12 protein-coding genes are annotated in these 12,960 nt (G+C 61.6%); 6 read left to right on the top strand and 6 right to left on the bottom strand.

Features of this window, described 5'->3' with window-relative positions:
- Window positions 1-3: 3 nt before the first annotated feature.
- The 3 genes from F7D01_RS15590 to F7D01_RS11955 all read left to right on the top strand — a co-directional run bounded on the left by F7D01_RS15590 (window position 4) and on the right by F7D01_RS11955 (window position 1,912).
- Window positions 4-333, top strand: coding sequence for a hypothetical protein (locus F7D01_RS15590; protein WP_371819603.1), 330 nt, complete (start codon window positions 4-6; stop codon window positions 331-333).
- 29 nt (window positions 334-362) lie between these two features.
- Window positions 363-1,123 (top strand): IS5 family transposase gene (locus tag F7D01_RS11960; protein ID WP_215227761.1). Its coding sequence is split into 2 segments (ribosomal slippage): window positions 363-696 and window positions 696-1,123, totalling 762 coding nucleotides; the frame shifts between segments, so codons are not numbered across the junction.
- Window positions 1,124-1,138: 15 nt separating this feature from the next.
- On the top strand, window positions 1,139-1,912 hold the full coding sequence (locus F7D01_RS11955; RefSeq protein WP_215227760.1) for an aldose epimerase family protein: 774 nt from the start codon (window positions 1,139-1,141) through the stop codon (window positions 1,910-1,912).
- Here F7D01_RS11955 and F7D01_RS11950 read toward each other — a convergent pair.
- The 5 genes from F7D01_RS11950 to F7D01_RS11930 are packed head-to-tail and all read right to left on the bottom strand — an operon-like array spanning window position 1,888 to window position 7,256.
- Window positions 1,888-2,613 carry an SDR family NAD(P)-dependent oxidoreductase gene (locus F7D01_RS11950; protein ID WP_215227759.1) on the bottom strand — a complete coding sequence of 242 codons (726 nt, stop codon included), beginning with the start codon at window positions 2,611-2,613 and terminating at the stop codon, window positions 1,888-1,890. The two genes, F7D01_RS11955 and F7D01_RS11950, sit on opposite strands and share 25 nt — an antisense overlap.
- Complete coding sequence (dgoD, locus tag F7D01_RS11945) at window positions 2,607-3,752, bottom strand: galactonate dehydratase (RefSeq protein ID WP_215229796.1); 1,146 nt, start codon at window positions 3,750-3,752, stop codon at window positions 2,607-2,609. Before dgoD ends, F7D01_RS11950 begins: the two co-directional genes overlap by 7 nt.
- Window positions 3,752-4,741, bottom strand: a complete 990-nt coding sequence (gene araH / locus F7D01_RS11940; RefSeq protein WP_215227758.1) for an L-arabinose ABC transporter permease AraH — start codon at window positions 4,739-4,741, stop codon at window positions 3,752-3,754. Before araH ends, dgoD begins: the two co-directional genes overlap by 1 nt.
- Complete coding sequence (gene araG, locus F7D01_RS11935) at window positions 4,738-6,270, bottom strand: L-arabinose ABC transporter ATP-binding protein AraG (RefSeq protein ID WP_215227757.1); 1,533 nt, start codon at window positions 6,268-6,270, stop codon at window positions 4,738-4,740. Before araG ends, araH begins: the two co-directional genes overlap by 4 nt.
- Entirely contained in the window at window positions 6,267-7,256 is a 990-nt protein-coding gene (locus F7D01_RS11930; RefSeq protein ID WP_215227756.1) for a substrate-binding domain-containing protein, read from the bottom strand. Before F7D01_RS11930 ends, araG begins: the two co-directional genes overlap by 4 nt.
- Before the next feature lie 103 nt (window positions 7,257-7,359).
- Here F7D01_RS11930 and F7D01_RS11925 point away from each other — a divergent pair, with 103 nt between their 5' ends.
- Together F7D01_RS11925 and F7D01_RS11920 are read left to right on the top strand one after the other, a co-directional pair.
- Window positions 7,360-8,220: an SMP-30/gluconolactonase/LRE family protein gene (locus F7D01_RS11925; protein WP_215229795.1), complete on the top strand. Its 861-nt coding sequence runs from the start codon at window positions 7,360-7,362 to the stop codon at window positions 8,218-8,220.
- A gap of 52 nt (window positions 8,221-8,272) precedes the next feature.
- Window positions 8,273-9,046 (top strand): FadR/GntR family transcriptional regulator, encoded by a 774-nt coding sequence (locus F7D01_RS11920; RefSeq protein ID WP_241554173.1) that lies wholly within the window; start codon window positions 8,273-8,275, stop codon window positions 9,044-9,046.
- 37 nt (window positions 9,047-9,083) lie between these two features.
- Here the strand turns inward: F7D01_RS11920 and F7D01_RS11915 are convergent, their stop codons facing one another.
- Window positions 9,084-11,345 carry a penicillin acylase family protein gene (locus F7D01_RS11915; protein ID WP_215229794.1) on the bottom strand — a complete coding sequence of 754 codons (2,262 nt, stop codon included), beginning with the start codon at window positions 11,343-11,345 and terminating at the stop codon, window positions 9,084-9,086.
- 100 nt (window positions 11,346-11,445) lie between these two features.
- Here F7D01_RS11915 and F7D01_RS11910 point away from each other — a divergent pair, with 100 nt between their 5' ends.
- Entirely contained in the window at window positions 11,446-12,810 is a 1,365-nt protein-coding gene (locus F7D01_RS11910; RefSeq protein ID WP_215227754.1) for a hypothetical protein, read from the top strand.
- The last annotated feature ends 150 nt before the right edge of the window (window positions 12,811-12,960 follow it).

Below are 12,960 nucleotides of genomic sequence, written 5' to 3'. Positions count from 1 at the left end.
CCATTGGACAACAGTACACTTCACCATCTTCCGGATGGCCGTATCGCGCGGAAATTCGTTCTCGCCGCCGGCAGTTTCCGCGTGATCATATCCGATCTCGGCGCGACCATCTTGGGGATCGAAACACCTGATCGCGACGGCATTATCGCCAATGTCTTGCTCGGTTATCCCGATCCTGCACATTACCCGTCTGCGGGGGCACCTGGGTCCGATCACTATCTCGGCGCGACCTGCGGCCGTTTCGCCAATCGCGTAGGCCACGCGCAATATCGCAGGGACGGTGTCCTAGGCCGTAAACTCATAAACCGCCTTGAGGTTTGGCGGCTTGCGTGATTCAGGCTCTCCATTGCGATGGAGGCTCGATGGCGCGGCGTCGATACGAACTGACGGATGAGGAATGGTCGATCATCGAGCCGCTGCTGCCGAACAAGCCGCGCGGCGTTCCTCGCGTTGACGATCGGCGGGTGCTGAACGGCATCCTCTGGCGGTTCCGCACTGGCTCACCGTGGGCGGAGATGCCTGAGCGCTACGGCCCCTCTACGACCTGCTACAACCGGTTCGTCCGCTGGCGCAAAGCCGGGGTGTGGGACCGGCTGCTTGCTGCGGTTTCCGCCGCTTTCGAAGGCGAGATTGTGATGATCGACTCCACCTGCGTCCGCGTCCACCAGCACGGTGCGACGGGTAAAAAGGGGGATCCAATGATCGCGGCATGGGACGTTCCCGAGGCGGCCTCACGAGCAAGATCCATGCCCTCGTTGACGCTGATGGCCGTCCCGTCGCGCTGCGCCTAACTGGTGGTCAGGTCCACGACAGCCAGGAAGCCGAAGCTCTGCTCGATGCCATGCCCGAGGGCGCTACGCTGCTGGCCGACAAGGGCTACGACAGTAACGCCATCCGCGAAGCCGCTGCCAGCAAGAATGTCTGGGCCAACATACCGTCGCGCTCCAACCGCAAGCAGCGCTTTGCCTTCTCGGGTTGGCTCTACCGGCAGCGTAACCTCGTCGAGCGCTTCTTCAACCGAATCAAGCACTTCCGAGGCATCGCCACCCGCTACGATAAGTGCCCCGAAAACTACCTCGCCGCCGTCAAACTCATCTGCGCCCGCCTTTGGTGCCACGCGTAATGAGTCTACGCCCTAGTGCGGTTAGAAGCAAACGAAGGCCCTCACCAGCTGCATGGGGGGCCGGTGGGCTTCAGCCATCGGATCTGGAAGGCCAAAGCCGCTTCCTCGACGTACCTCCGCCTCGAGCTCATTAGCCCCACTGGCGAAGGCGGTTGGCCGGGCACCCTGCGAGCTCGCGCGGAGTTCGAAGTCGCGAAGTCCGGTTCGCTGTCGATAGATTACAGCGCCGTTACCGATGCTCCGACAGCCGTCAATCTCGTTGCGCATCCTTACTTCAACCTATCGGGCACCAGCGCGCAGACAATCGACGACCACGTGCTGAAGATTGCTGCCGATACGTTTCTTCCGATCGATGGCGACCAGCTTCCTCAAGGCGAAATACGTGGCGTTGCACAAGGACCCTTCGACTTTCGCGAGGAACGACGCATCGGCGAGGCGATCGCCATGCCGGACAGCCAGCTACGAGCGGGCGACGGCTATAATCATGCTTTCATACTGCGGCGCGAAAGGGTCGGCCCAGCCGCAGTGCTCTTCCACCCGAACTCTGGTCGGCGGCTCGCAATCGAGACCGATCAGCCTGCCCTGCAATTCTATTCAGGAAACGGCCTGTCCGGACACTTTGGCAGGCGGCAGGGCCTTTGCCTCGAAACCCAGCAGTTTCCGGACAGCGTCAACCATGCCCATTTCCCACCCTCATGGCTGCTGCCCGGTGAAACCTATCGGTCCCATACGCGGCTCGGCTTCAGCGCGATCCCAAGCCCGGATCAGAGCCGTCCCATCCGACCGTGATCTGCGACAATGTCCTCGCCGGTGATAAAACAGGCACGGGGAGAAGCCAAATATAAGGCCAGCTGCGCAATATCATCGGGCTGGCCAATGTCCGCGGGATCGAGGCTCTCCTCACCGGAACGGATGGCTGGGCTCTGTTGCAGCAGGGGTGTGTCGATCGCCCCGGGAAGGATGGCATTGCAGCGAATACCGCGTTCACGCCCTTCGATCGCCGTGCTTCTGGTGAGGCTGACCAGCGCAGCCTTCGACGCGGCGTAGGATGCCACGAGGGGAGATGTGCGCCGGGCATGCACGGAAGCAATGTTGATAATCGAACTGCCGGGCGCCCCATGCCGAAGTACCAAGCCGCTGAGAAGCGCGGGCGCGATCAGATTGATCGCCAGAAGCTGGTGCCAGTCTTGCTCGGACTGTTCCTCCAGCGGCTTGAATATCATGATGCCGGCTATGTTCACCAGGATGTCGACCCGGCCGAAGCGATCGAGAGTTCTCTCGAACGCCATGCTTACCGCTTTCCCATCACTCAGATCACAGCCGATACGCTCGACCGTTCCCTGCTCTGCGTTCCTTTCGGAGCCGAGCGCCTTATCGACGAGCGCGAGATGGGCACCGGCACGCGCGAAGACGGCCGCGGTTGCCAGACCGATCCCGCCGGACGCGCCCGTAACCAGTGCGACCTTTCCTTCCAGTTCGGCGCTTACCATTCCCGCAGCGATCCGTCAGGTCCACGCCAAACCGGGTTACGCCAGCGATGAGGTTGGCGCGCAGCGTGGCGAACGCGTTCCTCGTCGATCTCTACTCCTAGCCCTGCACCCTCGAGCACCGCGACGGATCCGTCGCTCACGTCGAGTACTTCGGGGTTTTGGAGGTAGGTAAGAAGGTCTGCGTCAGCCTGGTTGTAATGAATTCCCAGCGACATCTCCTGGATCACGAAGTTGGGACACGTTGCAGCGAGTTGCAGGCAAGACGCCAAAGCCAAGGGTCCAAGGGGACAATGAGGTGCCAGCGCCACGTCGTAGGTTTCCGCCATTGCGGCAATTCGGCGTCCTTCCGAAATGCCACCTGCATGACTGAGATCGGGTTGGGCAATATCGATCGCAGCTGACTGGAAGAACGGCTTGAAATCCCAGCGGCTGAAGAGGCGCTCTCCCAACGCCAGTGGAACCGCAGTTTGGGCAACGACTTGCGCGATCGCCTCGGGATTTTCGCTCAGCAGCACCTCTTCGATGAAGAGCGGTCCGAGCGGCTCTAGCGCGCGAACCACTTGCCGCGCCATCGGACGATGGACGCGCCCATGCAGATCGACCCCGACGTCCAGTCCGGTCTCGCGAACCTGAGCCAACCGTTCGACCGCATCGTTGACCGCTGACGGGCCAGCTAGCCAGGCCATTTCCTCCGTCCCGTTCATCTTTACTGCGTCGAAGCCCTGTTCCCGCCGCATAGCCGCAGCTTCGGCAACGTCACCTGGTCGGTCTCCCCCGATCCAAGCATAAACCCTGATCCGGTCGCGCACGCGCCCGCCTAACAGATCGGATACTGGAGCATTCAGCACCCGGCCCCTGCGGTCCCATAGCGCCTGATCGATACCTGACAGAGCAGACATCAGAACAGGCCCGCCGCGATAGAACCCCAACCGATAGATCATCTGCCAGGCGTCTTCGATCCGATCAGCATCGTGGCCGATCAAGCGATCACGTGCTGCGTCGAGCGCGCCGGCTACAGCCTCCCCATGCCCTTCCAAACTGGCCTCACCCCACCCGACGGCTCCATCGTCTGTTTCGATACGCACGAAGAGCCAGCGTGGCGGAACAAGAAAATGCTCCATTGAGACGATTTTAGACATCATCGGGTCCGATCGAGAGCGGTGCGAGCGGCCAATGGCCACAGGCGAAGTTCGGAGAGACGCCCGCTCTGACGCAGACGATCGGCTATTACGGCCAGCAGTAGGATGCCGCCGCGCACGACATATTGGTAAAAGGTCGGGACATTGAGCAGGTTGAGGGCATTCTGCGCTGTCCCCATGATGAGTACGCCGATGATCACTCCGGCCATCGTGCCAACTCCGCCGGAGAGCGATACACCGCCCAGGACGCAGGCAGAGATCACAGCCAATTCCAGGCCTGCACTGGTATTGGGCTGCCCGCTGGTAATGCGCGCGGCCAGGATAATCCCGGCCAGTCCGGCAATGAGCCCCTGCAGGGCGAAGACGGTAATACGAATGCGAGTAATCGGCACCCCGGCCAATCGCGCGGCCTCAGGGTTTCCGCCGATCGCCAATACGTTGCGTCCAAATACGGTGCGCCTGAGCAGTAGCCCGAAAATTGCGAAGCTCGCGATCATCGCCCAGATCGGCCAATTGATACCCAGGAAGCCCCCGGATCCCAGCGCGTAGAAGGACTGCACCGGTATCGCGACGCTTTCGCCTCCCGACACGAGGAACGCGAGCCCGCGAACGACTTCCATCGTGGCTAGAGTAACAATGAGCGAATTGACTTTCAGGCCGGCGACCACCGCGCCATTGAACAGACCAACCGCTGCGCCTCCAGCCAGACCCGACAGGACGCCCAGCAGCACGCTGCCTGTGGCGTTGATCGCGACGGCGGTAAGAACCCCGGAAAACGCTACGATAGAGCCAACGGAAAGGTCGACCTCGCGCATCGCGAGGACCAGCATCATGGTAGCAGCGATCGTCCCGACGAGGGTCACGGAAAGCAAAAGTCCGCGCAGGTTACGAATGCCGAGGAAGTCGGGCACTGCCAGCGAGAGCACTGCAAGCAGGACCAGCAGGACGATCACGGGCCACGCTTGGCGCATCAGATGTAGACGGGTCATGCGGGCACAGTTTCCTTCTCGCCATTGTCGGCCATGGGTGGGCTTGCTTCGGGCAGAGCGAGGCGCAGCAACCGGTCTGATGTCGCGTCGGCACGTGCGACCACACCCGACACGCTTCCTTCGCGCATCACCACGATGCGGTCGGCGACCCCTAAAACCTCCGGCATGTCGGACGAGGCAAACAATACCGTCCCACCTCCTTCCGCGAACTTGTAGATGAGGTCGTAGATCTCGCTGCGCGCCCCGACGTCGATGCCGCGCGTGGGTTCGTCGAGAAGCAGGATTCGCGCATCGGCCATCAGCCAGCGCGCTATGACAGCCTTTTGCTGATTACCGCCCGACAGCGTTTCAATCGCCGTCTCCGCGCTCGCGGTCTTGATTCGCAGCGCGTCGATTTGCTCGTCCGCCAATGCCGCTTCGCGTGAGGGCCGCAGCAAGGGTGTTGCGGTGCGCAAATTTCGCCAAGCCAAAGCCAGGTTCTCCCGGACAGGCGCTAGCGGAACGATACCTTCGCGTTTCCGATCTTCCGGGCAAAATGCCAGACCAGCCGCAATAGCGGCGCGCGGATTTTCGGGAGGTAGATCGCGTCCCTCTATCGCGACCGTACCTGCCGTGCGTCGCTCGGCTCCGAAGATCAGGCGGAAGAGCTCCGAACGTCCGGCACCGACCAGGCCGAAAAGACCGACGATCTCGCCCCGCGAGGCGGACAGGTCGACCGGCTGGCGCAAACCGCGACCTTCCACGCCACGCAGAGCAATGGATTGACCGCCCAGAGGACGCGCGCGGAAGCCATAGATATCTTCAATCTTGCGCCCCGCCATCGCCCCGACGAGGCGGTCGGCATCGGCAGGGCCGACAGGCGCGGCATTCAGAACATGGGCGCCGTCGCGAAGGACAGTCGCAGTGTCCGCTAGTCGGTAGACCTCCTCCATTCGATGGCTGACGTAGAGGATTGCCTTCCCCTCCCCACGCAGATCGCCGATGATCTCCATCAGGCGTTCGACCTCGCGCGTGCTGAGCGAACTGGTCGGCTCGTCGAAGGCTATGATCCGCGCATCGCGCAAAAGCGCACGCCCGATCTCGACCATCTGGCGTCGGCCGATCGACAAATCCCCCAGCCTGGTATCGGGATCGATTTGCTCGCCCAGGCGAAGGAGTACCTCGGTCGCGCGGGCCCGCAGTTCGTGGCGATCGACGAACCCACCCCGCGCCGGGAACGCGCCGAGCATCAGGTTTTCCGCCACCGATAGTTCCGGCGCAAGCTGCAATTCCTGATGGATGATCGCGATACCTGCATCCTGGCTCTCGCGCGGCGACGTGAAATGGCGCGGCTGCCCGTCGACCAGCAAATCTCCGCTATCGGGCTGATACTGACCTGACAGGATTTTCAGGAGGGTGGATTTTCCCGCGCCGTTCTCCCCGATAAGTGCGCGCACCTCGCCGCTCTCGACCGCGAAGCTGACCCCGTCGAGCGCTACCACTCCCGGGAATACCTTGCCGATGCCGCGATATTCCAGAAGCGCGCTCATGCGATCGCCTCGCGCGCCAGGATCTGCCTGAAGTTGCCCCGGTTCATGAGAGTGCCGCTGGTCAGGGTAACCGCCGGTGGACGAACACCATCCTTTATCCACCGGTACATCGCCGCGGCGGTGTCGTATCCATGACGGCGGGCGCTCAGAAGGACCGTTGCGAAGAAGCCGGTCGGGGTAGGCTTTGCCAGTTCCGACACAGCAGCCTCGGATCCGCCGATACCGACGCCGATGATATCGCCCGAGGTCATCGACAGCCCCTCGGCCGCGCGTACCCCCCCGATCACGCTCTCATCGTTCAGTCCGACAATGATCCACTGGTCTATTGCCGGGTTTGCAGTGATCACCGGGGCCGCTGCGGTAAAAGCTCCCTCCGTGTCACTGGTGCGTTGCGGAGCATCGAACACCTGTGAGAAACCCTCGCTGGCAAGCGCGTCGATCGCGCCAGAAGTGCGTTCTTGCGCAGTCTCCAGACTGTCGAAGGCCAGCCGCAGAACTCCGGTAGACGCCAGGGCCCAGTGGCGCCGTCGCGCTTCCGTTGCTGCCGCTTCCCCGGCCAGCTTTCCGATCGCGGTAGCTGAGATACCGACATAGGGCATGTGCGCGATGGGTGTGCCGTCGGGAGCGCTTAGCCGGTCGTCCACGGCGAGAGCTTTCATTCCCGTCCGTTCGGCATATTCCGCAATCGCCGGACCGAGCCGGGGGTCGGGCGCACAGATTATGAAGCCTTGGGCATATCGCGCGTACAGCGTCCACAAGGCCGACAGGACCCGGTCGCCATCCTCGGCGCCGATTTCTATAAGAGTGAACCCGAAATCACGGGCCGCTGCCTTCGCGAAACGCCATTCGTCCTGGAACCACTGTTCCTGGGGCATTTTGACAACGAACCCGATGCGAATATCCGCGGGGGCACGCGTACAGCCCGAAAGCAGAGCGGCACTGCCCACCAAGCCAGTGCCAACCACGCTTCGCCGCGATAGCGCCATCGTTTCTGCCCCTCCCTGTTCCGCCGCGTTCGCTGATCAAACGCGCTGGATGAATCGTTGCGGGTGCTATATATCATATTTATATTCAAGGAAAGGCCTGTTGATGGACGATTATAGCGTAGTACCAAGAGCGCGGGTTGATCAGCTCGGCGAGGGACCGATGTGGTCGGCCCGCGACGGGTTGCTCTACTGGGTCGATATCCTGGGCGCGCATCTACATGCGCTCGAGCCGGACACGAACGTGGTGCGGAGCCACGCGATGCCCGACATGGTGTGCTGGGCGGTCGAACGGCGCGATCATGCCGATCTCCTTGTCGGCCTGCGCAAAAGCATCGCGCGCTTCGATCCACAAACAAGCCGGACCGAGCTGGTCTGTCCGGTCGAACCGGATCGCCCGCACAACCGCCTGAACGATGCGAAAGTCGACGCCGAAGGCAATCTATGGTTCGGCTCCAAGGACGATCGCGATCTGGAGGCGAGCGGTGCGCTATACCGCATGACGGAAGACGGGTCGGTCGCGATGGTCGACGATGGATATAAGGTCACCAATGGTCCGGCATTCAGCCCTGACGGTCGCTGGCTCTACCATAACGACAGCGGTCGCGGCGTTGTATACCGCTTCGAGCGCTTGGAAGACGAAGGCATAGGCGAGCGCGAGGAATGGATCCGCTTCGCGACTGAGGACGGATACCCCGACGGGATGACGGTGGACTGCGAAGGTGGGCTGTGGATCGCGCACTGGGCAGGTGGCCGGGTCAGCCGTTTCGATCCAGCTGGCAAACTCATGCGCAGCGTGCAGCTCCCCGCCAGCAATATCACCAGCTGTGCCTTCGCCGGCCCGAACCTCGATCGGATGTTCGTGACGTCGGCGGAATTTGGCTCCCCAGGGTCACCCGACGATGGCGCATTGTTCGAAATCGAGCCAGGAGTGCGCGGGCTTCCTACCCCTGCCTATGCCGGCTAAGCTGCTGCCTGGCTTGGCGAATGGCAGTCGAGGGGATAATAGACATCCTATCGTGACAATCGAAAACGCTGCACCACTCCGCAAACCGGCTCCCAGTTCTGCCACGTCGCGCGGAGCAGAGGACGGACGCAACCTGACCGAGAGCATCGTTGACGATCTGGGGCTCGCAATCGTTACCGAGCACTACAGTTCGACCCGCAGCTTTCCGACCGAAGCGGAACTCTCGCAACGCTATGGCGCCAGTCGGCCGGTGCTTCGCGAGGCCGTGAAAATGTTGACCGCCAAAGGTCTCCTGCTGCCACGCAAGCGCGCAGGTACCGTGGTCCAGCCCGAGAGTAGCTGGAATCTCCTCGATCCCGATGTTCTGCGATGGATGCTCGAACGCAAATTCTCGATCGATCTGCTCATCGACTTCACCGAGATCCGGATGTCGATCGAACCCCGCGCGGCGAGCCTCGCGGCCCATACCGCGACCGGTCCTCAGCGCCGCGCGATCATGGATGCGATCGATCGAATGCTCGCAGCCGACGGCGGCGAGGGTGATGCGCTGGAAGCCGACATCGCTTTTCACATTGCAGTTCTGGAGGCGAGCAACAATCGTTTCATGCGCCAGTTCACCGGCCTGACCGAAACCACGTTGCGGTTCTCCATCCGGCGGACAAACGAGTATAAAGGTGTGCCCAGAGCCAGCGCCAAGGATCACAAGCGCGTCGCCGACGCGCTTATAAAGGGTGATGCTTTGCAAGCCTCCGAGCGCATGAGCGAGCTCATTCGGGGCGCACTCGACCTTTTGCTGACTGCCGGAAACCACCCTGGCCGCCCGTAGCGGTTCGGATACGCGCTCCCTGTCGCTTTGCCCCTTGTTATCCCGCCGGATTCAGTTGCCCGCAAGGACTGCTACCGGGGACCGGCTGCGGCGACTTGACCTCGGCGTGTACCTCGCCTGGATGATACCGCGGACCTGTCAGCGCTTGCAAATCCGCGTCAGCGAAGGGGACCGGTCGCAGGGCGCCTGTAGCGTAGCGAACAATCTGGTCATTGAAATGCGGCGATTGCGGATCGCCACTCTCTCCACCCGCCGATACCGCCCAGGCGTGTGGGCCCTCCGGTGAGAACTCGACCACAGCGACAAAACTGTTGCCGCTGGTGCCATATAAGCATCGGTCGCCTGATTGCCGGACCACACCGAACGCAGCCAGCGAGCCGAAATTGCCCGAAGTGAAGCCAACGGGGAAACTCGGCGCTTTGTCCTGGAAGTCCTGTTCGATTGCGCCATCGATGCGCTGGAACCGATTGATGCGACCCCAGGCGATACGCCAGTCCCCCTGCTCGCGAACCATCTTGTCGACCGCAGTGTCGAGCGCGGATAGGCGATCCGCGTCGGTCGTCTGCGTTCGGAAATAGGTGAAAAGGGGCACATTTGCAGCGTAGGCTTTCGGACCCTCAGCAGACCATAAGGCTTCACCCCAATAAACAGCGAGCGCCGTGGGCACGGACGTGACACTCCAGCGCCGATCCCACCCGTCCAGCATCGCGACGGGCGCGGTGAGCTTCTCCTTTCTCGGATCGCCATCCGGCAGCGCAAGCAAACCCCTTTTCAACCCGGGTATCTGATCGTCAAACAGGGGCAGAAAGCTATCGAAGGCGGCGCTCGTCAGGTCTTTTGCGTCGAACATGTGCTGACCCGACAGCAGGGCGACAGCGTGGCGGCCGCGAGGGTTTTCACCGAACTGGTCCATGTAACGCGGAAAATCCACTTGCTCGGGGCTGTCGTCACCCGCCGCGCTCCAGGGGTGATTGTTGGTATTGACGGCCCAACCGCCTTTTGGCCGGATGACCTGGGGAAGCTGATCGAGATCGTGGAGGCCTTGCCAATCGGTTGCTGGATCGCTTCCATCGACTGGTCGGGTATAGTCGAAGCGATCGTTACGGCGAGGAACGAACTGAGGATGAAGATAGGCGATCGTGCCGTCGTCGGCAGCAAAGATCGTGTTGTTGGAACTGTTCGCCATCCTGCTAGACGCCTCGAGATATCCGTCCAGTGAATGCGCTTTGGTCCGGAGGTAGCTTTGCTCGAGCGCCGCGCGCGGGTTGTTCAGCATGGCCACCGCGATCCAGCGGCCGTTCTCTTCCCGGATGACCGGCCCGTGGTGGGTCGAAAGCAGGGTGAAGCGACGAAGCTTGCTGGTGCCATCCGACTGGCGAACTTTGAGCGATACGGTTCGGCTGCGAAAGGGGCGCCAGTCAGTCCCGTAGCGATATTGCAGGCGACCGCCCTTACGCCTGACTTCTACCGCGAATTCGTCGATGTTGTCGACGCCGCTCGAGGTATGCATCCAGCCGATATGCCGGTTGAAGCCCTGATAGATGAAAAACTGGCCCCACGTGGCTGCGCCATAGGCATCGAGGCCCGCATCGCTCGACACTTGCTGTTCCGCGCGAAAGAAAAAGCTCGTGTGGGGGTTGATCCATAGAAGTGGACTGCCGCTTTTGCTGCGTGACGGCCCGATCGCAATACCGTTCGACCCCTTGGGCTCCACCATCTCGCCAGCTTCGCTGGTCAACAGAGCGACAAGGTCGGGGCGCGCCTGGCGATCGGGCCCGTCGTAGAATGCCTGCAAGGCGCGAAGATCAACGCCGCGCTCGATGTCGCCGCCGATACTGCTCTCGGAAAAGGCGAGCGCCATCCAAGGTTCGAACCGGGTCAGAACTTTGGGATGGGTGTCGGGATGGGTGGCAAGATAGTAGTTCAGGCCCGACGCCCACGCATCCATCAGATCGCGCAGCCAGTCGGGAGAGGTCCGGTAGTCCGCCTTCAGTTTATCAAGGTCGAGAAACAGGCGCTGGCGCACGTCGGACCACACCGCACTTTCACCTTCCGCTTCGGCGAGCCGTCCAAGCGCGGTTAGATAATTGCGCTCTATTCTTGGAAAGTCGTCTTCCGCCTGAGCATAGATCATGCCGAAAACGGCATCCGCGTCGCTACGACCATGAATATGCGCAATGCCGTAACCGTCGCGCACGATGGTGACCCGCTCCGACCGCGGTGCGTCCTTCGCACTCGAAGGAGAAAGGCCGAGCGCAAAGACGCTCACCGCTAAACCTGCAAACCACTTTCCCCCCATCGTCACTTCCCTCCGCACCAAGCTCTTGCTCTCACTATAAATCATATATAATTGAGCAAGCCAAGTCCCGTCGGCGGGATTTGAATTACAGGAGATCACCTTGTCCATTTCGCTGCGCCATGTCGCCATCCCGGATTTTGGCCCGATCGGTGCGCCTGCGCCCATCTCTGCGGAGCGTTACGCCGAACGCTGCGACACCGCGCTACAGACGGCAGGCACCGACTGGCTCTACGTCTATGCCGACCGGGAGCACTTCGCCAATGTGATGTACCTTTCGGGTTTCGAGCCGAGGTTCGAAGAAGCCCTGCTCCTGCTGGGTTCCGGAGGAAGGCGGATCATCGTTACCGGGAACGAGTGCGTATCGTACACCTCGGTTTCTCCTCTACCCGGCCTCGAAGTCTTTCTTTCGCAGACGATGAGCCTACCCGGTCAGGATCGAACGACTGCCCCCCGGCTCGATCACGTCTTGAGCGAAATCGGGTTGAAGAGAGGCGACAGCGTGGGAGTGATCGGCTGGAAGTACCTCGAAGCTGCTGAATGGCCCGAAGAACCTCGCCCCCCATTCCTCCCCGCTCCTTACCTAGCCGCGCTCCAGCGGACGGTCGGCGCAGACAGCGTAGTCGATCGCACCGAGGTCCTGCTACATCCGCAGGACGGGCAGCGATCTATCATCAGCGCTGATCAGATCGCTGTGTTCGAGGGGGCTGCGGCGCGAACCTCGCAAATGGTCTGGAACGTCATCGGCAGGATACGGCCCGGCGACACGGAGCGTGATGCCGCCTTGCGCATGAACTATCGCGGCGAGCCCGTAACAGCCCACCCGATGCTGGCTTCGGGCAACGCTGCGGGTGGACCGGTGATCGGCCTGAAAAGCCCAGGCTGGCGACGGATCAACAAGGGAGACGGCGTTTCCACCGCGGTGGGTCTCTGGGGCGGTCTGACAGCCCGGGGCGGATTGGTCGAAGACCACGACGATGCATTCGTAGAGGTCGCCGCCGCTTACTTCGCTGGACTGGTACGTTGGTACGCCACGGCCGATATCGATGTGGAAGGGGGCCTCATTCATGACGAGGTTACGGGCGTTCTATCGGACGGTGGGCTTCGTTCGCTTCTCAACCCCGGGCATCTGACCGGGCATGAGGAATGGTCGCACACACCCATCCGTCCTGGGTCCTCCGATCGTATCCGCTCAGGCATGCATATGCAGGTGGACATCATTCCCGCGCCTATGCGCGACGGCTGGGCTCTCAATTGCGAAGACAGCGTAGTATTCGCGGATCGCAGTTTGCGGGACGATCTGGCGCAACAATATCCCGATGTCTGGAAACGCATTTCGGCGCGACGGAAGTTCATGACCGACACATTGGGTGCAGCGATAGCAGATTCCGTGCTGCCCCTGTCGGATACTCCGCTCTGCCTTCCGCCCCTATGGCTGCGATCCGACCATATCCTCGTTATGGACTAGCATGCGGATTGTCTTCTAAAGAATGCGCTTTGCGGCCGCTGCTACTGTATCATTTGATCGAGCCTCTTCCTGCTGGACCGGAGCATTGCTTTGTTACCACTGCGGCAGTCCCGTAAGCGCATCCTCTTTGCAAGCGCCCTAAGAATAGAG

Origin of the sequence: Erythrobacter sp. 3-20A1M (genome assembly GCF_018636735.1) — a bacterium.
Taxonomy (GTDB): Bacteria; Pseudomonadota; Alphaproteobacteria; order Sphingomonadales; family Sphingomonadaceae; genus Alteriqipengyuania.
The sequence above is the reverse complement of the archived record's forward strand: the minus strand, read 5'-3'. Positions and strand labels throughout refer to the sequence as shown.